Annotated in this window: 23 protein-coding genes and 1 riboswitch; all 23 genes read right to left on the reverse strand. The window is 44.3% G+C overall.

All coding sequences use genetic code 11. The features are described 5' to 3' along the window. Positions 1-2: 2 nt before the first annotated feature. Positions 3-1,058 (reverse strand): tRNA 2-selenouridine(34) synthase MnmH, encoded by a 1,056-nt coding sequence (gene mnmH, locus SATMO3_RS18395; RefSeq protein ID WP_371371195.1) that lies wholly within the window; start codon positions 1,056-1,058, stop codon positions 3-5. A gap of 43 nt (positions 1,059-1,101) precedes the next feature. Beyond that, positions 1,102-3,279, reverse strand: coding sequence for a DNA translocase FtsK 4TM domain-containing protein (locus SATMO3_RS18400; RefSeq protein WP_371371196.1), 2,178 nt, complete (start codon positions 3,277-3,279; stop codon positions 1,102-1,104). A gap of 160 nt (positions 3,280-3,439) precedes the next feature. Continuing rightward, positions 3,440-3,664 (reverse strand): YlzJ-like family protein, encoded by a 225-nt coding sequence (locus tag SATMO3_RS18405; RefSeq protein WP_371371197.1) that lies wholly within the window; start codon positions 3,662-3,664, stop codon positions 3,440-3,442. Further along, positions 3,664-4,449: a ClpP family protease gene (locus SATMO3_RS18410; RefSeq protein WP_371371198.1), complete on the reverse strand. Its 786-nt coding sequence runs from the start codon at positions 4,447-4,449 to the stop codon at positions 3,664-3,666. Before SATMO3_RS18410 ends, SATMO3_RS18405 begins: the two co-directional genes overlap by 1 nt. A 140-nt stretch (positions 4,450-4,589) precedes the next feature. Further along, a complete protein-coding gene (locus tag SATMO3_RS18415; protein ID WP_371381747.1) occupies positions 4,590-6,209 on the reverse strand; it encodes a ribonuclease J in 1,620 nt (539 codons plus the stop codon). Between the two features lie 268 nt (positions 6,210-6,477). Then, the gene (gene dapA / locus SATMO3_RS18420) at positions 6,478-7,356 is read right to left on the reverse strand and encodes a 4-hydroxy-tetrahydrodipicolinate synthase (protein ID WP_371371199.1); all 879 of its coding nucleotides are present in this window, start codon (positions 7,354-7,356) and stop codon (positions 6,478-6,480) included. Between the two features lie 15 nt (positions 7,357-7,371). Further along, positions 7,372-8,592 (reverse strand): aspartate kinase, encoded by a 1,221-nt coding sequence (gene dapG, locus SATMO3_RS18425; protein ID WP_371371200.1) that lies wholly within the window; start codon positions 8,590-8,592, stop codon positions 7,372-7,374. 13 nt (positions 8,593-8,605) lie between these two features. After that, positions 8,606-9,637 (reverse strand): aspartate-semialdehyde dehydrogenase, encoded by a 1,032-nt coding sequence (locus SATMO3_RS18430; protein WP_371371201.1) that lies wholly within the window; start codon positions 9,635-9,637, stop codon positions 8,606-8,608. Positions 9,638-9,689: 52 nt separating this feature from the next. After that, a complete protein-coding gene (dapB, locus tag SATMO3_RS18435; RefSeq protein ID WP_371371202.1) occupies positions 9,690-10,484 on the reverse strand; it encodes a 4-hydroxy-tetrahydrodipicolinate reductase in 795 nt (264 codons plus the stop codon). A 155-nt stretch (positions 10,485-10,639) separates the two neighbouring features. Further along, a riboswitch (Lysine riboswitch) is annotated at positions 10,640-10,813 on the reverse strand. 128 nt (positions 10,814-10,941) lie between these two features. Then, positions 10,942-11,619, reverse strand: coding sequence for a general stress protein (locus SATMO3_RS18440; RefSeq protein WP_371371203.1), 678 nt, complete (start codon positions 11,617-11,619; stop codon positions 10,942-10,944). 65 nt (positions 11,620-11,684) lie between these two features. After that, complete coding sequence (locus SATMO3_RS18445; RefSeq protein ID WP_371371204.1) at positions 11,685-11,960, reverse strand: YlmC/YmxH family sporulation protein; 276 nt, start codon at positions 11,958-11,960, stop codon at positions 11,685-11,687. A gap of 8 nt (positions 11,961-11,968) precedes the next feature. Continuing rightward, a complete protein-coding gene (locus tag SATMO3_RS18450) occupies positions 11,969-12,289 on the reverse strand; it encodes a hypothetical protein (protein ID WP_371371205.1) in 321 nt (106 codons plus the stop codon). Between the two features lie 84 nt (positions 12,290-12,373). Then, complete coding sequence (dut, locus tag SATMO3_RS18455) at positions 12,374-12,817, reverse strand: dUTP diphosphatase (RefSeq protein WP_371371206.1); 444 nt, start codon at positions 12,815-12,817, stop codon at positions 12,374-12,376. A gap of 12 nt (positions 12,818-12,829) precedes the next feature. Then, positions 12,830-14,083, reverse strand: coding sequence for a M16 family metallopeptidase (locus SATMO3_RS18460; RefSeq protein ID WP_371371207.1), 1,254 nt, complete (start codon positions 14,081-14,083; stop codon positions 12,830-12,832). Positions 14,084-14,220: 137 nt separating this feature from the next. Next, positions 14,221-15,105 carry an N-acetylmuramoyl-L-alanine amidase gene (locus tag SATMO3_RS18465; RefSeq protein ID WP_371371208.1) on the reverse strand — a complete coding sequence of 295 codons (885 nt, stop codon included), beginning with the start codon at positions 15,103-15,105 and terminating at the stop codon, positions 14,221-14,223. 21 nt (positions 15,106-15,126) lie between these two features. Beyond that, on the reverse strand, positions 15,127-16,362 hold the full coding sequence (locus tag SATMO3_RS18470; RefSeq protein WP_371371209.1) for a glycosyl hydrolase family 18 protein: 1,236 nt from the start codon (positions 16,360-16,362) through the stop codon (positions 15,127-15,129). Positions 16,363-16,482: 120 nt separating this feature from the next. Then, a complete protein-coding gene (locus SATMO3_RS18475) occupies positions 16,483-17,214 on the reverse strand; it encodes a polysaccharide deacetylase family protein (RefSeq protein WP_371371210.1) in 732 nt (243 codons plus the stop codon). A gap of 116 nt (positions 17,215-17,330) precedes the next feature. Then, a complete protein-coding gene (locus tag SATMO3_RS18480) occupies positions 17,331-19,442 on the reverse strand; it encodes a polyribonucleotide nucleotidyltransferase (RefSeq protein ID WP_371371211.1) in 2,112 nt (703 codons plus the stop codon). 136 nt (positions 19,443-19,578) lie between these two features. Beyond that, complete coding sequence (rpsO, locus tag SATMO3_RS18485) at positions 19,579-19,845, reverse strand: 30S ribosomal protein S15 (protein ID WP_075755152.1); 267 nt, start codon at positions 19,843-19,845, stop codon at positions 19,579-19,581. Between the two features lie 135 nt (positions 19,846-19,980). Then, complete coding sequence (locus SATMO3_RS18490) at positions 19,981-20,910, reverse strand: bifunctional riboflavin kinase/FAD synthetase (RefSeq protein ID WP_371371212.1); 930 nt, start codon at positions 20,908-20,910, stop codon at positions 19,981-19,983. 122 nt (positions 20,911-21,032) lie between these two features. Next, positions 21,033-21,905 carry a tRNA pseudouridine(55) synthase TruB gene (gene truB / locus SATMO3_RS18495; RefSeq protein ID WP_371381748.1) on the reverse strand — a complete coding sequence of 291 codons (873 nt, stop codon included), beginning with the start codon at positions 21,903-21,905 and terminating at the stop codon, positions 21,033-21,035. A 3-nt stretch (positions 21,906-21,908) separates the two neighbouring features. Then, entirely contained in the window at positions 21,909-22,874 is a 966-nt protein-coding gene (locus SATMO3_RS18500; protein ID WP_371371213.1) for a bifunctional oligoribonuclease/PAP phosphatase NrnA, read from the reverse strand. A gap of 4 nt (positions 22,875-22,878) precedes the next feature. Next, entirely contained in the window at positions 22,879-23,235 is a 357-nt protein-coding gene (gene rbfA / locus SATMO3_RS18505; RefSeq protein WP_371371214.1) for a 30S ribosome-binding factor RbfA, read from the reverse strand. Positions 23,236-23,261: the final 26 nt, after the last annotated feature.

A 23,261-nucleotide genomic window follows, 5' to 3' on the forward strand; every position in this document is an offset into this window, starting at 1 on the left:
GACTACCTCCCCACCTGTTGTAAGTATTGAGTTATTATTTCTGTAGCCTGTTCCAAGTTATCAGCATTGACCCCAATATCATATTCAGCTACATCCGCTTTCTCGTAACCATACATCGGGTCATAATACTCCATGAGCAAGATTTTAACTACATCCCGAACCTTCCCTGCCTTAAAGTCTGTCAGCAAGTTATCTGTTTTTTTGTTGCCAAGCCGCTTGCGCAGCGACTCAATACTGGTTAATATGGCTTTGTCATTTTTACTGAAAATATTCAGGTATTCTTGGATTAATCTGTCCACTCTCATTTCAATATTAGTAGACACCAGAATCCTTTTCCCCTGTTTCATCGCATTAAACAAACACTCCGGCAAATACACATTGCCTATGCGCTTGCTTTCGCACTCAACAACTATGTAGGTCTGAGAATTTAAGTTATCAAGCGCGGCTAACAAAGCTGCGTCGAAATTCTGCGCCGTCGCCGGTTTACCCAGTCCAATTTGACCAAACACAGATCCGCGATGATTGGCAAGACGCTCCAAATCAATTACGGAAATATTACGCTCGGCCAGTTGCTGTAAAATCATAGTCTTCCCGGTTCCTGTCGAACCGCAGAGAACAACGATAACAGGCTTGACCTCAAACTCTTTAAGTCGGTCAAGTACATGCTGCCGGTAAGCTTTGTAGCCGCCTAAAAGCTGGCAGCAAGAAATACCCATCATTTCAAGAACAGTAACTACCGATTTGGAACGCATGCCTCCGCGCCAGCAATAAATCACAACTTTATTGCCTGATTTATAAAGCTGGCGTACTTGCTCAACTATATCCGGTAATTTTACCGAAACATAAGCCAAACCTTTCTGCTTAGCTTCTTCGACTCCGATTTGCCTGTAAATGGTGCCGACGTCGCAGCGTTCTGTGTCACTAAATAACGGAATGTTTACAGCCCCGGGAATATGGCCTACCGCATACTCCGCCGGTGAGCGCATATCTATAAATATGGGTTTTTCTAATCGTACTGCTTCTTCTACTCTAATAATGTTATGCAATTTATTCACCACTACTATTTTACCCTAACACAAATTCCCCTAAGCATTTGTATGATTATTTCTTAAAATATCTTAATTCAATTTGCTCAGATGTCATAATAATTTCTCGCGCTTTGCTGCCCATATTGGGACCGACAATTTTCATCTCTTCCATAGTGTCAATTAGCCTGGCCGCCCGGGTGTAACCGACCCGGAACTTGCGCTGCAGCATGGATACAGAGGCCTGTCCGGTCTCCAGCACCATACGCACAGCCTCTTCCAAAAGCTCATCCTCGAAATGGGGCTGTTCCTCTTTACTGGCATTTCCGGTTTCTACGGTAGTTATACCATCATTATATTCCGGCTCTGCCTGTTCCTTTATATAATTTACCAAATCCTCGACTTCTCCATCCGCAATAAAAGCCCCCTGTACTCTAAGCGGTTTTGCGGCACCGACTGGATAGAACAGCATATCCCCTTTGCCTAAGAGTTTCTCGGCGCCGGCCATATCCAATATTGTCCGTGAATCAACTTGCGAGGAAACGGCAAAGGAAATACGGGAAGGCACATTTGCTTTAATCGTACCGGTAATAACATCAACTGACGGTCGCTGGGTCGCAAGCACTAGATGCAATCCGGCCGCCCTGGCTTTTTGCGCTAGCCGGCAGATAGCATCTTCAACATCTACGGGAGCCACCATCATCAAGTCGGCCAGCTCATCAATGATAATCAAAATGAGCGGTAATTTTCCCTCAGGGTGAAGCTCATTGTAACGGCTGATATCACGCACTCCCGCAGTTGCAAATATTTCGTACCTGCGCTCCATCTCCTGTACCGCCCAGTTTAAAGCGGAAGCTGCTTTCTTGGCATCTGTAACAACCGGGGTGAGTAAATGAGGTATGCCATTGTAATTGGATAACTCGACCATTTTAGGGTCAATTAATACCAGTTTTACCTCATCGGGGCGGGCTTTAAACAGCACACTGGTTATAAGTGTATTAATGCAGACACTTTTTCCTGAACCGGTAGCACCGGCGACCAATAGATGCGGCATTTTAGCAAGATCGGCGACAATGGGCTGACCGGCTATATCTTTGCCCAAAGCTACGGTCAGGCCGGATGAGGAACGTTGAAATTCGTCTGCCTCCAGCACTTCCCGCAGGGCCACCCCTGATAATTCTTTATTCGGTACTTCTATACCAATGGCGGCTTTTCCCGGAATAGGAGCTTCAATCCGCACACCCGAAGATGCCAATTTTAGTGATAAATCATCAGCGAGATTCACGATCTTGCTTACTTTTACTCCGGGTGCCGGCTCAAGCTCATACCGGGTAACGGTAGGCCCCTGACAAGTGTTAATGACCTTGGCGCTTACACCAAAGCTATCCAGAGTTTGCTCCAATATTCGCGCGTTATCGGCAACTTCTTTGGGCATTTTTGTTAAGCGTGGCCGATTTGGTTTTTTCAGCAGTGATACCGGAGGCAATCCGTACGCCGTGGTTACGTCAGATCCGGCTGTTTTGGCAAAAACCGGAGCCGCTGCCACCGGCTGCTCAGTAACATCACTAGCACTACTAACACTACTAGCAATAATCGGCGGTAATTCTTTTTTAAGTGTTTGAACAGTAAATTCAGGCTTATCATCGCGCTGCTGATCGTAAAAAAGCGATTGTTTCGATTCGTCATGCTCCGAAAAAACGTTTTCGGCCGATGCAGCAATAGCTTCCCGGGCCGAACTCAGGCTTTCCACTGCTTTTTCTTTTGCCTGCAGCAATGTGGCGGCCAAAGACCAGGTAGTACTCAGCAATACGGAGCAAAGTAACATTGCCGAAAGTATAATAATCGAACCATGTACGCCTAATAATTTGCGCAATGAAAAAAGGAGCATACCTCCGGCAAAGCCCCCGCCTGAAACCAGACTGTCAGGCATTATTTCTTGACCAACCGGTATTCTAATATGATGAAAAATAGCTAAGGCAATAAAATAGAAAATTACCAGGCCCCAAAACTTAAGCGAATAGCTAATAGTACTCTTCGCAACGATATACTTTAGTCCAACAATAAACAGCACCAAAGGTACAACTACCGCACCAATGCCAAACGTATATTTCAGCATTTTTGCAGTAAACAAGCCAAGCGGACCAACGTTTAAGCCCAAAAGGCTGATTAACGCCAGCAGCCCGCCTGTAACTAATGTTATTCCAAGCAATTCATGCCTTAATTCAGGAGTTAAAAGGGTTAACCATTTCGGCAAAACATACCACCTCTAACAGTATTTTGTTCTACATAATAGCAAAAATTCCTTTATTTTCACAGAAAAACTTAGGTTTCAAGCTTTAGCCTTGATGTTATTATGCCGCTAAAAAATAAGCATGGGATTTCACAAATCAAATCCCATGCTTATTATAAAATTCTTATAATAATGGTCTGTAAGTAAGGCATACACCCGGCTGGATATCATCACGCAGGTAATCCATGGGGTTACTTGAAATAATGCGGACTATACGGCACTTATTATCGTTTATCCTTTCAACCATAACTTTGGCGCCGGCATACTCCACTTCCTCATAATTATTCTGACTTTCCTCCGCTTCTTGCTGAAAAATCATTTCGACAGGCATGATTGTCCACAGTACCATTACTGTTTCAGCCCCTTTGTCTCCTTGTTGGCTTCAATAAGTTCCTGCAGTTTGCTCATAGCTTTAGCCACCCCGCCCAGCTCATCAATAAGCCCGTAGCGAACGGCATCCTTGCCTACAACCGAGGTACCGATATCACGCGATAACTCACCTGTTTTATATAAGAGCTCTTTCCACTTTTTATCACTAATGTTTGAATGGCAGGTAACAAACCGGTTTACACGATCCTGCATTTTCTCTAAATAATCGAAGGAACTCTGAGCGCCTATTACCAGCCCGGTCAACCGGATTGGGTGAATTGTCATTGTGGCACTTTCAACAATAAAGGAGTAGGTCGCTGATACGGCAATAGGAACACCAATACTATGTCCTCCGCCCAGTACAATGGATACCGACGGTTTGGACATGCTGGCAACCATTTCCGCAATGGCCAAGCCTGCTTCCACATCACCGCCTACCGTATTTAACAGCAGCATGACTCCCTCAATTTCCGGACTTTGCTCAATAGCCACCAGTTGCGGCATAATATGTTCGTACTTGGAAGTTTTATTATTAGGAGGCAGCACCATATGACCTTCAATTTGTCCTATTATGGTCATAACGTGAATATTGGTTTTAGCTGTCGGCACTTCAGCAGAACCCAATTCCTGGATATTCTGAACTGTTCCCGCTGTCTTTTTCGCTTGCCTGCTTCGTTTGGGCGATTCACCCGGAGTCGGGGAAATCTGCGGTTCTTCAGGATTAGTGCCCGGAGGAGCAACTACCGGATTATCATTTACTATCATATTATATATCCCTCCAGCTAATGAGCTTATCTTTACAATCTGTTCTTAGTATTGGCGATGGCGCTGATTTCATACTGTTTGCTCTGTATTAAATAATAAAAACCTGGACCACCGCTTTTCGCAAAGTCCAGGCTTTATTATTATACTTCCATTATTATCGGTAAAATCATAGGGCGGCGGCGAGTACGTTCATACAGGTATTTCCCCAGTGTATCGCGTACGTTGGATTTAATAGCTGCCCATTCTGTTACACCGTTAAGCTCACATTTTTCCAAGGCTTGCTTTACCCGCTCTTTAGCATCTTCCATAAGTTGCTCGGATTCACGTACGTATACAAAGCCGCGGGAAACAATATCCGGTCCGGCAGCTACCTGGCCTCGCTGTTTGTCCATAGTAACAACAACAATTAGTATTCCATCCTGGGACAGCTGACGGCGGTCGCGAAGGACGATATTGCCTACATCGCCAACGCCCAGTCCGTCCACTAAAATATTCCCGGAAGTAACTTTGCCATTTACTGCCCCCTTATCGGCAGTAAACTCTAACACTTGCCCGTTTTCGGCCACGAATATATTCTCCTTGGGCATGCCAAGCGCTTGAGCCAATTGGGAGTGTTTAATCAAATGACGGTATTCACCGTGCACCGGAATGAAAAACTTAGGACGTACCAGGTTATGCATCAGTTTTAATTCTTCCTGGCTGGCGTGGCCGGAAACATGGATGCCGGACGTAGATTCGTATACAACCTCCGCTCCTTGCCGGAACAGATAGTCGATCGTTCGTGAAACTAGTTTCTCATTGCCGGGAATTGGCGTGGCCGAAATAATTACGGTGTCGCCGGGAACAATTTCAACCTTTTTATGATCGGACATTGCCATCCTGGTCAAGGCCGACATGGGTTCTCCCTGACTGCCTGTCGTTAATATTACAATACCTGATGCCGGATAATTGTTAATTTCATCAACATCGATGAAAACGCCTTCCGGCACATTAAGATATCCCAATTCTAAAGCAATGTTAACTACATTGACCATGCTGCGGCCAAGAATAGCGACTTTACGCCTGTACTTTAATGCAGTGTCTATCGCCTGCTGGATCCTATGGACGTTGGACGAGAAAGAGGCAATAATGATACGTTCCCGCGCTGTACGAAAAGTCTCATCAAAAGTGATGCCGACAGATTTCTCACTTTGCGTGTAACCAGGACGCTCCGCATTGGTGCTGTCGGCTAACATTACCAGAACTCCCTGGTCGCCCAATTCGGCAAATCTGTGAAAATCGGTTACTTTACCATCAACAGGAGTTTGGTCAAGTTTGAAGTCGCCGGTGTGGACAATTACACCGACCGGTGTTTTGATTGATAATGCCACGGCATCAGCAATACTGTGGCTAACCCGAATAAAGCCAACTTTAAAATTCCCAATTTGAATCTGATCGCCCGACTTAACGGCATTCAGGTTATTGACCGATACACCATTTTCCTTCAAACGCCCCTCTAAAATTCCCAGTGTTAGCCGCGTTCCGTAAACAGGCACATCAAGCTGTTTTAATACATACGGCAACGCACCTATGTGATCTTCGTGGCCGTGTGTCAGTACAATGGCCTTGACCAGCTCACGATTGTCCAATAGATAGGTAATATCGGGAATAACCAGGTCAATGCCCAGCATGTCATCTTCTGGAAACATTAAACCAGAGTCAATTAGTAAGATTTCGTCACCATAACGTACTACCGTCATGTTCTTACCAATTTCCCCCATCCCGCCCAAGGGAATTATTTGCACTTTGTTTGGTTGTCGCGCCAAAAAAACTTACACCTCCAAATAGATAAAATTTACTAAAAAATCAAACCGCCCGTTCATTAAAAAAAAGATAAAAAACCGGCCGTCCTGCCCACTTGTGAATAATTATAACCTATTTGCCTGCCTATGACAACAAGTGGCTGCTTGCTCCGGCAATATTATATGCAAATATTAACTACACATACAAAAAAACCGGCAGCGCATTGTCTGCCGGCAAAAAAATCAGCTATACACCTATCGACTGCATTACCATTTTGAGTTGGTCTCTCTCGTTTTCGGTGACTTGAACTAACGGTAAGCGCACCGGACCCGCGCTAATGCCGATAAGATTTACGGCTTCCTTGATGGGAATCGGATTTGTTGTAACAAAAATTATTTTAAAGAAAGGCATAAGTTCAAGATGCAAGGTTTGCGCTTTATTTTTATCCCCGTTGTTAAAAGCGGCAATCATGTCCTGGATACGTTTGCCTACGATATGCCCAGCCACACTGATAACACCGTGACCGCCGACACCGAGGATTGGTAAAGTCAAAGAGTCATCGCCGCTATAAACAAGAAAATCACTGGGAGTTGTGCGGATAATTTCAGAAACTTGTTCCATGCTGCCGCTAGCTTCTTTTACGGCAACAATATTTTTAATCTCAGCTAAGCGGGCAACTGTCGCCGGTAATATATTAGAGCCCGTACGACCCGGAACGTTATATATAATAAGAGGTAACGCTGTAGATTCGGCAATTGCTGCAAAATGTTGATAAAATCCGGCTTGCGGAGGTTTGTTGTAATAGGGGCCGACGAGCATAGCACCATGTATACCGATTTTTTCGGCTTCCTTAGTTAATTCAATAGAAGCCCTGGTATCATTCGAACCTGTTCCCGCAATGACCGTTGCACTATGGCCAATGGCTGCCATCACAGTTTCAAATAGCTTTAATTTTTCCTCTTTACTGAGTGTGGCCGATTCACCGGTGCTGCCTGCAACTACAACTCCGTCAGATCCATTTTCTACGAGGTATTTCGCCAGTTTGGCGGCTTCACCGTAATTAACGCTGTAGTCGTTGTTAAACGGAGTTACCATTGCGGTCAAAACACGCCCAAAATTCCTCATAAAACTCTCCCTTTATTAGTTTGATAGACTAAATTTCTCGTGAAGGGATTTAACGGCAGTTTCCACATCACTGTGAGGTACTAATGCCGAAATCGAAGTATGAGAATCTACGGTCTGCAAAATAGCGATTCTATTTTTTGTCAGAGCTTCTATAAAACTGGCCATTACGCCGGGAACTTCCCTCATACCACCGCCAACAACCGAGACCTTGGCACAGTTTTCCAATACTTCAATTTCATAGCCTTGGCGCTTAAGTTTTACTAAGGCCCGTTCTGCATGATCCGCATTAATCGTAAACATGATCTGGCCGGGATGGACATTAATTAAGTCAACACTAATGCCACTATCGGCCATTGTCTTGAAAACCTGAAAACTTGCGTCATTTCCTGCAGCATCGTCAAGTTGAACTTTAATCTGCACAATATTGGTAAGATAAGTAACCCCTGTCGCCACGCGGTCAATTACATCCGCGCCGACAGTATCCTCTTTAGCAATATTGGTAATAAGAGTTCCCGGAGCATCGGAAAAGGTAGATTTTACTATAAGGGGTATATTTTTTTGCATAGCAATTTCCACAGCTCGGGGATGAATAACCTTGGCCCCCTGGTGTGCCAGTTGGCAAACTTCACCGTAGCTTATGCAGTCAAGTATTTTTGCATTATTCACAATTCTCGGGTCTGCTGTCATAATTCCATCTACATCTGTGTATATCTCAACCATTTCGGCATTTAGTGCCGCCCCTAACGCGGCTGCAGTGGTATCGCTACCGCCCCGCCCCAATGTAGTAAATTCATTTTCAGCTGTCATACCCTGAAATCCGCAGACAACAGGAACTTTTCTCTGTTTCAGGAGACTGATAAGACGTGTTGGGTCGCATTTTAATATGCGGGCGTCTGTAAAATTGGCATCTGTTATAATACCGGCATGCCCGCCGGTAAGCATAACAGCATCCATCCCAGCGGCCTGCAGTGTACCGGCCATAACTACCGCCGAAATCATTTCACCACAGTACATAATCTGGTCAAGCTCGCGCGCAGCAATATTTTTGTAGGCCGTCCTTGCTACGCCAATCAGGGTATCAGTGGCATAGGGAGCGCCCTGCCGCCCCATTGCCGACACTACAACAACCGGATTAAAGCCTTGGTCCCGCGCTTTTGCAATCTTGCGCATTACCAATTCCCGCACTTCGGGCGACGCCACCGACGTCCCCCCGAACTTCTGGACAATTACTCGCATTTTTTTTTACACCTCAAATTAAATTATGCTCGATCATATACTCGGCAATCTGTACAGCATTAAGGGCTGCACCTTTGCGAATTTGATCCCCCACCACCCACATGTTCAATCCATAAGGCACAGTTTTATCTGCACGGATACGGCCGACAAATACTTCATTACGATCGGAAGTATATAAAGGCATGGGATACAGCATTTCAGCCGGATTATCCTGTACAATAACACCGGGAAATTTAGCCAGCAGGTGTTTAGCCTCCGCCGGTGACAGCGGCCCCTCTAATTCAATATTTACCGACTCGGAATGGCTGCGGAACACAGGTACGCGAACGGTCGTCGAGGTGATGCCAATAGTATAGTCATTCAATATTTTATGGGTTTCGTGTACCATTTTCATTTCTTCTTTGGTATAGTCATCCTCAACAAACACGTCAATATGCGGCAACAGGTTGAAGGCGATTTGATAATGTTTCGGCAGGCTGGCGCTAGGCAAAATGTTAGCTTCCACTGCGCGCCCCTCTATAGTTGCCTTAACTTGATCTGTTAGTTCGTCGATAGCTTCTTTACCTGCTCCTGACACTGCCTGATAGGTCGAAACAACAATCCGTTTTATTTTAACAGCATCATAAATAGGCTTTAATGCCATTACCATTATAATAGTTGAACAATTAGGATTCGCAATAATCCCTTTGTGATTTTTAATGGCCTCGGGATTTACTTCGGGGACGATGAGGGGTACTTCCGGGTCCATACGGAACGCACTTGAATTATCAATGACGACGGCCCCGCGTTTAGCCGCTTCAGGCGCCAGAGTTTTACTAATCGAACCGCCGGCAAACAGGGCAATCTGCACATTCTCAAAAGAAGCAGGCGTAGCTTCCTCAACTATGTAACTTTTTCCCATAAATTCAATAGTTTTGCCTGCCGATCGTTCCGAAGCCAACAGTTTTAACTCATTAAACGGAAAATTGCGTTCTTCGATAAGTTTAAGAAATTCTTGGCCAACAGCTCCAGTTGCCCCCAAAATTGCAACATTATATTTTTTCATTACAAAAACGCCTCCAGATCCTTTACATTATCTTTTACTTCTTTGCCGTACTTTAGCCCATTATATGTTCAAGACCAACAATTAGACCGTCAACAGTAAGTACTTTTTTACAGGCCAATACCACCCCGGGCATGAACGACTCCCGTGATATAGAGTCATGACGGATGGTAAGCGTTTGTCCTAAACCGCCGAAAATAACTTCCTGATGGGCAACATATCCAGGCAAGCGAATGCTGTGCAAACGGATACCGGCTAAATCTCCGCCACGTGAACCCTCTAACTTCTCAACTTCCTGAGGGTGGCCCTGCCGCATCTCACCTCTTACATTGGCAATCAATTCGGCGGTTCGCAGCGCTGTACCGGACGGAGCGTCCAGTTTTTGATCATGGTGCATTTCAATTATCTCTACATGGGGTAAATACTTGGCCGCTTCCTGCGCCAGTTTCATCATAAGAATAGCACCTATCGAGAAATTAGGTGAAATAATTGCATTAACCTTGTTAACTGTACATAGTTCACGAATCTCATTTAGGTCCTCGTCAGTTAGACCGGTAGTGCCTACAACCGGGCATACACCATGTTTGCTGGCGATGCGGATGTTATTCATAACTGCTTCCGGCTTCGTAAAATCCACCATGACCTGCGGCTTTGTTTCACTGATAACAGTAGCCAAATCATTTCCTACTGTTACACCTGTTTTCCCAGCGCCAATAATATCGCCAACATCAGCAAAGTCTGAATTGATATCAACTGCACCCACAATGCTTAGCTGTTGATCTTTATGAACTGCGCGCAATACTTCCCGGCCCATTTTTCCGTAAGCACCACAAACCATCACTCTAATCAAGCGCTATACACCTCCTGTTAAATAATCAGTTTTTCCATTTTTTTTGGGCAAAGCTATAAATACAAAACAGCCAGTGAGCGCATCTCTCACCGGCTGCCACAGACAGCGTAATCTGACCATAGGAAAATATATATATAAATATACTTTCACCGACCAGATGAGATAGCGCTCCACCAAAATAATGGTGACAGTCTTAAACCTATTTGATGTAAGACCAGTAAAGGAAAATTCGGCAATCTTCCCTTACTTCGGCAGTTGCCCCTTTCCTTCAGTTCATTGACGCCGCTCTCCCTGAAAGTACTCTTGGCTTCCGCACCTCTACTTCATCCCGTACAGGATGTTGCTTATTCATTTTATACACATTTTATACCAAAGGTTCCAACATTGTCAATAAATATTAACATCTGTGTATACTTTATAATACTTAGAAAAAGAAACCGGGGAAGTCCCCGGTTCTTTAACGCATTGCGTGAGTTTCGACGTCTTTGGCTCCGCTTTGCCGGAGAATTTGGGCCGCTTGGTTCGCTTTTGCGGCATCAGAACGTATTACAGCCAAAATTCCTCCCTCAGCTACATGCTGTTCATACCTTCTGCCCGCTTCAGCCGGAATTCCCCAGTCAATCAAACCGCCGGCAATCCCGCCTGCTACAGCTCCGCTTAAGGCAGCGGCAATCGGGCCGGCAGCAACGATAGGGCCTACTCCCGGAATAGCCAAAGCACCAGCTCCCAAAAGCAAACCGCCAATACCGCCTAACGTTCCTCCTGTTAATGCGCCGTCTGTGATATCATCTTCGAAATAATCGCTGCCTTGCTGCCTTTGTTTCTTTTGATTTTTAGAAACAATATTAATTTCCTCAGTCGTAAAGCCTTGTGTTCTGAGAGAATTAACAGCCTGTTCAGCACTTTCGCGCGAATCAAATACACCGATTACGCTTTTAACTCCGGAACCGCCGCCTTGTGTACCGCCACTTGCGCCTTGTTGACTTGAAGTACTCGAAGTATTAGATTGAGCGCTTGCGCTTGTATAGCTAGTCACCAAGGCATTGCCGGATTGTCCTGCGGTTTGGTTCGTTGCCTGATTGGCAGCGGCATTTCCTGAAAGTTGATTCCCACTGTTGTTATTTGTTGTGGCCATAGTAATACCTCCTAACAATAGATTCATATGCAACCTACTGTTAGGTTGAACCAGCTTCAAGCTTTTTATTCCCCGCTAAAGGTAGAATAAAAACGATCGTAGGCATTATTTAAATCAACAATGACAACCTCATCCCCAATCCGTTTAATAGCTTGCCAGGGTATAACGGAAATCTGATTGTCAGCTAGCAGATTTAATAACGCTCTCCTTTTGGGCAGAATAAGCCCGCCGATAACCCCGGTCCGGCTATCGAAAGTAACCTCGCAGTCCGCAATATTTCCTAAACGCGCGCCATCTCCCAGATTAATAACTTCTTTGCCTGACATTTCACTTAATCGCATATCCTCACCTACTTACCACTAAATAGTTTAGTAAAAACCGGTTGAATGACGGCTACCCCTATAGCCGTCATCGCCAAAGGATCAAAGGAAAGGAAAGTAACGGTAATCCGTTCCGGTAAGTCAAGCTTTAAAAAGGAAACAATCATTACCAGGGAGAGATAAACTCCCCCCGCAGTCGCTACCAAATCCTGGACAGCGTTGGAAAATGGCGAAGGCTTGGGTTCAACTTGGGGCAAACTGTCTACCGACGCCCGCAAATGACAAATGCGCAGCCAAACCGAACCCATTATAACGAGAATAATTAAAATTAATAAGGCCCAGGTATACATGGTAGTCCCCCTCTAGTGCTTCTACCAATGTATATGGCTAATTAGTTTAAGTTATGATCAAACACCAATGAAACATTCCAAAAGTTATAGGCCAGTACTCCCCAAGCCCCCCGCGCGAACTCCCTCAACAAAGTCAGCGTCGGCTTTTAAATATTTATAAAATATCCCCTGTGCTATTCTAGAGCCTTGCGAAATTACGACTGGCTCACTACCATGATTTATTACAGCAATTAAAATATGACCCTCGTTATCCGGATTATTGTAATAGTCGGCATCAATTATACCTTGACCGTTAATTAAGCTTAGCCCGTGTTTTACAGCCAGCCCGGAACGGATATGAATGCCTAAGTATTCATCCGGTTCCATATAGGCTTTGATTCCGGTCTCAACTAAGACAACCTTTCCCGGCTGCACAATAGCGTCCTTAGCCGCACTTATATCATACCCAGCGCTTAACTGAGTCTTTCGTTTCGGCAAAACTATATCCAAATCCTTATACTTGCTTACTATTTCAAAACCTCTACCCATACAAGCTCCCTTCTAGATAGTAAGATTTGCGTTAATATTTGCAGCATCAACAGGACCTAAAGCCGTTAAGCACATTTTTTCCGCGGTAAACATCTGCTCAAGCATTTGATTCACATCGCGCAATGTCACTCTGTCAATTTTTCGTACAACTTCATCTAAGGAAACAAATTTTCCTAATGTTATTTCCATTTTGCCAATACGGGACATCCGGCTGCTGGAGCTCTCCAGTCCAAGAAGCAGGCTCCCCTTGATCTGCTCTTTGGATTTAATAAGTTCTTGCTCACTGATTCCTTTGGTCTTAAGCTCGCGCAAATTCTCCATAATCAAATCCAAAACCTGATTTATATTGTTGGGGCGTGTACCGGCATAGATAGTAAGCAAACCCGAATCTTTGTAATTATTTTGATAGGAGTAAATTGAGTATGCCAGTCCTTTTTCTTCCCTGATACTTTGAAACAATCTTGAACTGATCCCGCCGCCTAAAATATTATTCATAATATGGACAGGATAAATATCCGGATGATCCTGCGGTACACTTGCCGTTCCCAAGCAAACGTGTACTTGCTCAATATCTTTACTGACTATGGTCCGTGCTTGATAAAAAGCCGGGGGAGCTATTGCTACATTCTTTCTCTTGCCAGGCAATTTACTAAAATAACAGGTTGCCAGTTTGACCAGTTCTTCATGAGCGATATTGCCGGCCGCAGCAATTACAATATTATCGGGAGTATAAAAGTCCTGGTAATATTCTTTCACTAAATCCTGATTAAACTTCTCAATAGAAGGAATTGTCCCCAAAATGTTTCTTCCCAGAGGATGGTTAGGCCAAATATTATCAAGGTGAATATCGTGAACCAACTCATCCGGAGAATCTTCGTACATGTGGACTTCCTCAAGCACCACCTGCCGTTCGCGTTCAATATCTTCAGGCAAAAACTTGGAAAATAGCAGCATGTCGCTTAATATATCCATAGCTAGGTCAGCATGCGCGTCTAAGACTTTTAAATAATAACAAGTGCACTCTTTGGCAGTAAATGCATTAAGCTGGCCGCCAACGGCATCCACCGTTTCGGCAATATCTTTGGCCGTACGCCTGGCAGTTCCTTTAAACATCAAATGTTCAATAAAATGAGAAACGCCGTGGTTATGTGTTTCTTCAAAACGTGAGCCGGTGGCAATCCACACCCCCAAAGTTACGGACTTAACATAAGGAATGGTTTCAGAAATAACGCGAATTCCGTTTGATAGTACTGATTTTTGGTACATAATTTCTCCTTTACATCGTCATATCATGAAATTACAGTTGTCAAGATAAGTATATTCCTTATTATACCTAAATTTGCTACAGAAAAAAACAGAGATATTCGTATGAACGTTTATCTCTGTTTTTCAACAAATATAAGTTACTTATTGAAATATTTAACTATCCCGCTAAAAATCCCCTGCGCTATCTTATTGCGATAGCTGTCGTCCTGCAATTGGCGCGCCTCGCCGGGATTGCTCACAAAGCCCATTTCCACTAAAATACTTGGCATGCTGGTATTGCGCAGCACGTAGAAAGTAGCGGAAGAAGTGCCTTTATCATTTGCATTGGTTTCTTTAATTATACTATCTTGAACTGCAAGCGCCAGCTGTGACGATTTGCCGCTTGAAAAGAAAGTCATGGCTCCGTAAAGCGAAGGATCAGGGTTTGAATTGGAATGGACACTAACAAAGATATCTGCATTGTTGGCCTCAGCAATATCTACCCGGGCTTCCAATTCCTGGCCGAGAGTACTGCCTTCCGGCGCCACTGTCCGGTCTGTTTCCCGGGTCATTACTACTTTTGCGCCCGCTTTTGTCAATTTTTCTTTCAGCTTGAGACTCACAGCCAAGTTATTATCGGCTTCCCGGGTACCATTGTCTGTTGCGCCTGGGTTGCTCCCGCCATGACCGGGGTCTACAACAATAACTTTACCGCGTAATACGTCGCTGTTGATAACACCTGTTCCACCACCTGAAGAAGGCGGCAACGGGGTCACTTTAACCGGGTTCTCCGGTGATGTTGTTGCTTTATCACCGCCAAAGATGTTCAGGATAGGTCCAAGAATTTTATCAAACAGGAAACTGAAAAGATTGCTTATTACATTCGAACCGCCGGAGCTTCCATCGGTTGAGGGAACAGTCGATGCGCCCAGCGTATTGATCACATTATCTAAAGGAGCCGCCTGAGCAACCGGTACGGTTCCAAATATATTAAGCACTAAAATACAAAGCATGGCTATTGTCATAATCTTTTTGTTATACACAATAAACCTCCTGAATCTTTTTTACTTGCCAAACTTGTCCCGAAAAACCGGCCAGGAAGCCGGATCTTCTTCGCCAAGTTTCCACATGGCAGCACCAGCAATATCATATTTAGCCATCAGCGTCAGCTTATGTTTCAAGCTTTCACTGTTCTCGAACCAAACGGTATGGGCGATGCCTTCGGCAGTGGTATAACTAAAGTAGGGAGATTGAGAGGCATCATCCCACTCTACGCTTTGGCCATATCGCTGAGCTAACTCCATTATCTGTTTATACTCCAGAGATTGAGTGCCATTGGCTGACCAATCATAGCCATATGCAGCAAGCCCAAGATAGAGTTTATTTTTCGGGATAAAGTCAAGCGCATATTTTAAACTGTTTTCTACCCAACGAATGTCGGCTATCGGACCTGGACCACTCCAGGTACCATGATTGTCATAGGTCATTATCATAATTTTATCAGCATACTGAGCCAGGCCAGCGTAATCATACGCAGCGGCTACATCGCTATTTTCATTTTGTTTGGGAAAAATATCAATGGAGACGGTATACCCTTGAGGCTTAAGCCGGGCGTAAAGCTCACGCATAAACGCTGTCAGGTTATCACGATCTTCAGCAGGTACCATTTCAAAGTCAACATTGACGCCGTCAAGATTATACTTTTTAATATAAGCTTCAAAACTGTCTATTGCCTTGGTCCTGAGCGCCGGATTCGCCAGTACAGTATGAACAGGGGTTACGCCGTTTTCCACTTTGGCGTTGTTGACCAACAGCAATACTGTCATATTTTGCTGATGGGCAGCATTAACTACCTTGGCATGGTCGCTGCCGCCTCTGTCAGTCACTGTTCCATCAGCCTGCATAGTAGCCCAGAACGGGGCAATGGTTTTTATCGTATCGGCATTCTTGATCATTGAATTATAAGAAGAGGTGTCTTCACCCCACCATTCGGCATAAAAGCCGACAAGTTCTTTAGCCGAAGGATTCAGTCCGCTGTTATCTGAACTGCCTTTATCAGTTCCGCTTGAAGGCGAGCCAGAGATATTACCTAAAAAACTGCCCAATAATAAACCAAGCAGAGTATTCATCAAACCGTTGCCTGTAGACATACTAGTTGCCCCGCCAGAGTCAGCAGATCCTGTAGTTTGTCCCAGTAAATCGGAAATGGAAAAAGCATATACAGGTGTAACCGGTAATAACACGGTCATAAGCAAACCCATCATGATTATCCAGGATACTGTTCGCTTACACTTATTCATAGATCAGCCTCCGTTCTAGCAGAAAAGCATAACTATATATGACATAGTTATGTAAACCATAGTATCATATTTTTCAATTCTGTGCAATAAAAAAAGCAGGCAAATGCCTGCCTATTTATGTTACTTTAATATATCACTTACATTAACAATTGTATAGCCTCTGTTTTTTATTTCAGCTATTAAGCTTGGAAGCGCCTGTGCTGTCGGCGCGGTTGGATGCATTAAAATGATGGCCCCATTATGAAGTTTTTTAAGTACACGCTCTTTTAAAACTTCCGGTGGCGGCCGTTTCCAGTCGACCGTGTCAATACTCCACATAGTAGTCGTATAGTTTAGCTCCTGAGCCGCTAACAGCACAGTATTGTTGTACTCTCCATAGGGTGGTGCATATAAATTTGTTCGCACACCTGTGTGCGTAAAAACCAGCTCTTCCGTTTTTGTTATCTGCTCCTTGTTCTGCTCTTTGCTTAAGTTGTTCGGGTGGGGATGACTATAGGTATGATTACCTAATTCATGCCCTTTATTAGCTAAATCCTTTAGTATCTCAGGATATTTGTTCGCCCAGCTGCCGCCTATAAAAAAAGTAATGCGTATGTTATTTTCATCAAGTGTTTTAAGCATATCCGGCAGGTATTCTTCTCCCCAAAATACATTGCAGGCAAACGCAACCTGAGGTTTGGACTGATTTCCCTGAAAAACAGGCGGCGGTACTGATGACGGCTGGTGGGAAGTCGCAATAAGCGGCTGAAGATTTCCCGATAGCATAGCCACTGTCATGAAAACGCCTATTGCAAAATAAACGTACCAATGCCGGATCTTGCCCACGAATACTATCTTACACTGCAACCCCATCAACTCCTGCTTAGCTACTCGCACGTAGTACAGTGTATTAGTCAATGCAGTTTTTTATGAGCAAAAAAAACAGACTTGGCTTTTGCCAAGTCCTTAAAACAACTAGGATTACCGCTTTACCGTTCGCCGCTTTCCGGAGTGGTCTCCTTAGGTTCTGCTTTGAGTAACTCCTTGCGCGATAAATTAATACGGCCCTGTCGGTCAATTTCCGTAACTTTGACCATAATTTCATCGCCTGGCTTGACAACATCTTCCACCTTGGCAACGCGCTCACGTGCAAGCTGTGAAATATGAACAAGACCTTCTTTTCCAGGTAATATTTCAACAAAGGCGCCGAAATTCATCAGACGGGTTACTTTCCCCGTGTATGTACCGCCCACTTCCACATCACGGACCAGGGTTTCGATGATGCGTACAGCTTTCTGGCCAGCCTCGACATCGACGGCGGCGATAAATACTTTGCCGTCATCTTCAATGTCGATGGTAACACCGGTTTCTTCAATAATCTTCTTAATGGTTTTACCGCCTGGTCCAATCACATCGCGGATTTTGTCCGGATCAATCTCCATAGTAATAATCCGAGGTGCAAACGGAGAAAGTTCTTTTCTAGGCTCAGTGATGGCTTCAAGCATCTTACCCATTATATGCATCCGCCCGCGTTTGGCCTGAGCCAAGGCTGCTTCAAATATTTCTTTGGTGATACCGGATATTTTCATATCCATCTGCATGGCTGTCACGCCTTGCGCTGTACCCGCAACTTTAAAGTCCATATCGCCAAGCGCGTCTTCCATACCTTGAATATCAGTCAAAATCGTATAGTGATCACCATCTTTGACCAAACCCATGGCTACGCCAGATACCGGAGCTTTAATCGGCACACCGGCGTCCATTAGGGATAACGTACTGCCGCACACACTCCCCATTGACGTTGAGCCATTGGACTCCAGTACTTCGGATACCAGCCGGATGGTATAAGGGAACTCAGTCTCAGAAGGAATAACTGCTAACAATGCCCTCTCCGCCAAAGCGCCATGGCCGATTTCACGGCGTCCGGGCCCGCGTGACGGTCTAGTCTCGCCTACACTAAATGATGGGAAGTTATAATGATGCATGTAACGTTTGGATTCTTCGACACCAAGTCCGTCCAGAATTTGTTCGTCACCAATAGCACCTAGCGTAGTAACCGTCAATACCTGCGTTTGACCGCGCGTAAACAGTCCAGAACCATGGGTACGCGCCAAAAGGCTAACCTCACAGGTAATAGGACGTACTTCTTCTATCTGGCGGCCGTCCGGGCGAATTTTATCTACGGTAATCATTTTCCGCACAATTTCCTTGAGAATTTTTTGGAACATATAATTAATGTCTTTTTCATTCTCAGGATAAATAGCCGAGAAATGCTCTACTGCTTCATTTTTAACCTGCTTAATATTCTCCTCGCGCTGCAGTTTATCCGAGTTGGCTACCGCAACTTTTAAGTTCGCAGTTACGTGTTCCCGCATTGCTGCATCAATATCTGCAGGCACTTCATACAAAGGTTTCTCTCTCTTGGGTTTACCAATTTGGGCAATGATATTTTCTTGGAAAGCAACAATTTCCTTGATAGCGGCGTGTCCGAATAATATTGCTTCAAGCATGGTGGCTTCCGATAACTCCTTAGCCCCTGCTTCAACCATTAAAATGGCGTCTTTGGTGCCAGCCACAACTAAATTAAGATCACTTTTCTCTTGCTGCTCAACAGTTGGATTTAAAATAAATTCATTATTGAGTAAGCCTACGCGCACGCCGCCAATTGGCCCGTTAAACGTAATGTCGGAAACGCCTAAGGCGCAAGAGGCACCAATCATCGCTGGAATGTCCGGCGGATTATTCTGGTCCACAGACATAACCGTAGCCACTACATGTACATCGTTACGGAGACCATCCGCAAATAACGGTCGAATAGGCCGGTCAATTAAACGACCGGCTAAAATAGCCGCTTCACTTGGACGTCCTTCCCGCTTAATAAATCCACCGGGAATTTTACCTACAGAATATAAACGCTCTTCATAGTCAACGGTCAAGGGAAAAAAGTCAATCCCCATTCGTGGCTCAGCCGATTGGGTAGCAGTTACCAATACCGCAGTATCACCGTAACGCACCATAACGGCTCCGCTAGCTTGCTTGGCCAATTTACCTGATTCAATAACTAAGGTACGGCCACCTAGCTCCATCTGAAATTTATCCATATTTTGTTTTCCTCCTCTGTTTAAACCCCTTTTCTTTTAACAAAGATTAACTGTTCGACATTTTTCTTATTATTCCCTTTTTTATTTTTCTTTAACCTGGAAAATAAATAAAAAAAGCGGATAAATCCGCTTTTTTTTATTTCCGTAAATTGAGTTTTTCCAGAATTGAACGATAACGTTCAATATCATTTTCACGCAGATAGTTCAAGAGACCTCTGCGCTGACCAACCATTTTCAAAAGACCACGACGGGAGTGATGGTCTTTCTTGTGCTCTCTTAAATGCTCGGTAAGATAATTAATACGTTCAGTAAGAATAGCTATCTGAACTTCCGGAGACCCTGTGTCATTTAAATGCACACGATATTTTTCAATCAGCTTTTGTTTGTTTTCAGGTGTCAACACGATGGTTCACCTCCTTTATTCTTGCTTATCCCCATTAGCCAAGACAACGCCGGAGATTCGATTATCCTCGCTACGGTTGATATGTGAATGAATCACTGAGATGTATTTTAACATAAAAAATAGTATATGTAAATCTTACGAAGTATAAAAATAGACATTTTGAGCAATTTTTATATCTTCTGCCATTTGCTGTTGGAGTTGCTCAACAGAATCAAAAGCAACTTCGCCACGAATACGGTCAATAAATTGCACTCGTAACAGTTCTCCATAGATAGACCGGTTAAAGTCCAGAATGTGAACCTCAATGCGGCGAGTCTGACGGGTAAAAGTAGGATTATTGCCGATATTGGCAACGCCCCTATGCTTTACGCCCTTTTCATCTACCGCATATACCGCATAAACTCCATCGGCCGGTACGAGCAGACCACTGGGAATAGCCAGATTAGCCGTAGGAAACCCCAGTTTACTGCCTCGCTGGTCACCTTTGATGACTACCCCGGTTATTACTGCCGGACGCCCAAGCAAAGCAGCGGCCTGTTGCACCGCACCGTCACCAATCAGTTGCCTAATAGCGGTGCTGCTCACTACAGCACCTTCAATATCTACCATATGGGCAACATCAACGGTAAATCCATGCAGAACGCCAGCCGCTGACAGCATTGCCGGAGTACCTGCCCCCTGGTAACCATACGAAAAATTCTCACCAACTATAATATGTTTAAGTTTAAAATTATTAACTAATAAATCAACAAACTCAGCAGGTGATTGTTGTAAAAGTTCATGAGTGAACGGAATATTAACCAGGATATCAACACCCAGCTCGGCGATTAAATTAGTTTTTTCTTCATTCGTTATAATAAGCGGCGGGCATTGTTCAGGATTGATAATGCTAATAGGATGATTGCTAAAAGTAAACACAGCACTTATACAACTTTCGCGTTTTGCCTGTTCGACAGTTCGGGTAATGATGGATTTATGTCCAATATGAACACCGTCAAACATTCCTAAAGCCATACAAATCGGTAGATGTCGCCGTATGTCCTTTATCTGTGCAAAGACTTCCATATTCTTCTGTTTCTCCTCGTGACTGCCTATAGAGACGGATGCAGAAGGAACAGGTTATACTAAAAAATTTCGGTATAACCTGTTCCCGGCCAAAACTATAGGGAATGTACAAAAAGTATCAGTCATCCCAATATTTTTAGTGGTGCCAGTATTGACTGCCCAATTGTCCGTTCTGATTCCCGGCCAATACCGATGAAATTTTTTTGCCAATCGTAGAGTTTTACCAACTCGGCCCCCATGCGATCACAAACAATTGCCCGTCCGGTTCTAACTGCGTAAGAATCCTGTTCAGATAGAACCAGTGATGGCAAATGTGTTAAGACGCTGTCCGGTTTCTGAATAGCTTTCTCTCGGTCAGCAGCGATTTCCTCAAGGGTCAACGAGTGCTGAAGATAGAAATTTCCCACTCGCGTTCTAACCAGAAAACTCATTACAGCCAGATTTGACAATTTGTTGCCAATATCTATACACAATGTCCGTATGTAGGTTCCCTTTGAGCAGGTTACATCAAATAAAAAACCTGTTTCATACTCTGCAACAAGTGATATAGCATCAATTTTAATACTCCTGGGTTTGCGCTCAACTACTTGTCCTGAACGGGCCAGCTCGTACAGTTTCTTGCCGCCGATTTTTACTGCAGAATACATGGGCGGAATTTGTTCACTATCGCCAACAAACGAAGCCAATACTCCTTTGATTTGCGCAGATTCCGGTTTTGAGCAAGGACTTGTCGCAAGAATGTTGCCTGTATCATCGCCGGTATCTGTTGCAAATCCAAAAGTAAGCTCGGCACGATAACTTTTATCGGCATCGGCCAAATATTCGACTAATCTTGTTGCACTGCCGAGAAAAATTGGTAAAACGCCGGCAGCCGCCGGATCCAAAGTACCCGCATGGCCAACGCGCTTGATTCCATAGAGACGGCGGATAAAGGCAACTACATCATGTGATGTCATTCCCGGAGGTTTCAGTACATTAATTACGCCACTTTGTATCATTTAGCTGAGACCTTTAGCCATATATTCCCTTGCAGCCTTGAAAATGACCGCTTTGGCATTAGCAAGAGGTTCATTAACTGTACACCCCGCCGCCCGGGCATGGCCGCCGCCGCCAAAGGAAAGAGCAAGTTTGCTGACATCGACTGTCCTTGAACGCAAACTAACTCTGACACAATTGGCGTCGACCTCCTTAAACATTATGGCTATCTCAACACCATCAATATTGCGTGGATAATTAATAAATCCGTCGGTGTCATCTTTAAGCGCCGCAATTACCTCGCGCTCTAACACAATAGAAGCTATATTGCCGGATTGGCCAAATTCAAGAATTTCCAGAGTCTCAATAACCCTGGGCAACATTTCCATTACAATCCTTGGTTTTGTATCAAGCTGCTCCGAAATGAGCTGTGGCTTAGCACCCAGTTCAACTAATTCAGCTGCAAAGCTAAGGGTTTGCGCAGAAGTATTGGCGTAGCGGAAAAAACCGCAATCGGTAGCAATGGCCGTAAATAAAGCCTCGGCCATTTTATCTGTGACTTTGGCCTTAACAGTTTTAAACAACTTAAAGATTATTTCCCCGGTAGCCGCAGCCTGACTGTCAACAAACCAGTAATCAGCAAACTTAACATTTGATATATGGTGATCTAGATTAAGAATGGGGGCTTTAATAGCTTTTTTTACTTCGCCAATACGCTCCGCATCACTGGCATCCAGGACTACCAGTAAATCTACTGTTTCCACCAGTGTTCCCGGCTTCTCTATCTTTTCCCATCCTTCAAGAAATTTAAAGGCCCGGGGGACTTCATCATCCAGTATCATCCTGACGTTCTTACCCTCTAGAATAAGAAAACTATACAGTGCAAGTAATGAGCCCAACGCATCACCGTCAGGATGAACATGAGTAGTAAGTACGATACGGCTCGCTCCGTCTAACAGCTTGGCGCTTTGTGCTATCGAAACTTCCATACTGTTACTGTTTGCCTTCTTCCTCTTTAATTTTTAGAATAAGCTCTTGAATTCTAGCACTATACTCCAAGGTTTCATCAAGATGGAGCGATAATTCAGGAGCAAATCTCATTCTAATCCGCTTACCTATTTCTGACCGCATATAGCCTAAGGCTTTTGTTAATCCCGTCCAGGTTTCCGCCTTTTGCTCATCGCTGCCCATAAGACTGATAAAAATTTTCGCGCTGCGTAAATCACCGGTTGCTTCAACTCTGGTAACCGTTACAAAGCCGATACGTGGGTCTTTAAGCTCACTCAGAATTATCTTGCTAATTTCCTGCTTGATAAATTCCTGAACTTTTTCTACCCGCAGTTGTCCCATACTATTCCCCCGCTATCTCCAAAAAC

This window comes from Sporomusa aerivorans (assembly GCF_041428895.1).
Classification (GTDB): Bacteria; Bacillota; Negativicutes; order Sporomusales; family Sporomusaceae; genus Sporomusa; species Sporomusa aerivorans.

Excerpts from the sequence above, each read along its gene's own strand:
- SATMO3_RS18405 (WP_371371197.1), bottom strand. The coding sequence starts at position 3,664 with ATGGTACTGTGGACAATCATGCCTGTCGAAATGATTTTTCAGCAAGAA.
- SATMO3_RS18410 (WP_371371198.1), bottom strand. The coding sequence starts at position 4,449 with ATGATAGTAAATGATAATCCGGTAGTTGCTCCTCCGGGCACTAATCCT.
- SATMO3_RS18415 (WP_371381747.1), bottom strand. The coding sequence starts at position 6,209 with ATGGGGGAAATTGGTAAGAACATGACGGTAGTACGTTATGGTGACGAA.
- dapA (WP_371371199.1), bottom strand. The coding sequence starts at position 7,356 with ATGAGGAATTTTGGGCGTGTTTTGACCGCAATGGTAACTCCGTTTAAC.
- dapG (WP_371371200.1), bottom strand. The coding sequence starts at position 8,592 with ATGCGAGTAATTGTCCAGAAGTTCGGGGGGACGTCGGTGGCGTCGCCC.
- SATMO3_RS18430 (WP_371371201.1), bottom strand. The coding sequence starts at position 9,637 with ATGAAAAAATATAATGTTGCAATTTTGGGGGCAACTGGAGCTGTTGGC.
- SATMO3_RS18440 (WP_371371203.1), bottom strand. The coding sequence starts at position 11,619 with ATGGCCACAACAAATAACAACAGTGGGAATCAACTTTCAGGAAATGCC.
- SATMO3_RS18445 (WP_371371204.1), bottom strand. The coding sequence starts at position 11,960 with ATGCGATTAAGTGAAATGTCAGGCAAAGAAGTTATTAATCTGGGAGAT.
- SATMO3_RS18450 (WP_371371205.1), bottom strand. The coding sequence starts at position 12,289 with ATGTATACCTGGGCCTTATTAATTTTAATTATTCTCGTTATAATGGGT.
- dut (WP_371371206.1), bottom strand. The coding sequence starts at position 12,817 with ATGGGTAGAGGTTTTGAAATAGTAAGCAAGTATAAGGATTTGGATATA.
- SATMO3_RS18460 (WP_371371207.1), bottom strand. The coding sequence starts at position 14,083 with ATGTACCAAAAATCAGTACTATCAAACGGAATTCGCGTTATTTCTGAA.
- SATMO3_RS18470 (WP_371371209.1), bottom strand. The coding sequence starts at position 16,362 with ATGAATAAGTGTAAGCGAACAGTATCCTGGATAATCATGATGGGTTTG.
- SATMO3_RS18475 (WP_371371210.1), bottom strand. The coding sequence starts at position 17,214 with ATGGGGTTGCAGTGTAAGATAGTATTCGTGGGCAAGATCCGGCATTGG.
- SATMO3_RS18480 (WP_371371211.1), bottom strand. The coding sequence starts at position 19,442 with ATGGATAAATTTCAGATGGAGCTAGGTGGCCGTACCTTAGTTATTGAA.
- SATMO3_RS18490 (WP_371371212.1), bottom strand. The coding sequence starts at position 20,910 with ATGGAAGTCTTTGCACAGATAAAGGACATACGGCGACATCTACCGATT.
- SATMO3_RS18500 (WP_371371213.1), bottom strand. The coding sequence starts at position 22,874 with ATGGAAGTTTCGATAGCACAAAGCGCCAAGCTGTTAGACGGAGCGAGC.
- rbfA (WP_371371214.1), bottom strand. The coding sequence starts at position 23,235 with ATGGGACAACTGCGGGTAGAAAAAGTTCAGGAATTTATCAAGCAGGAA.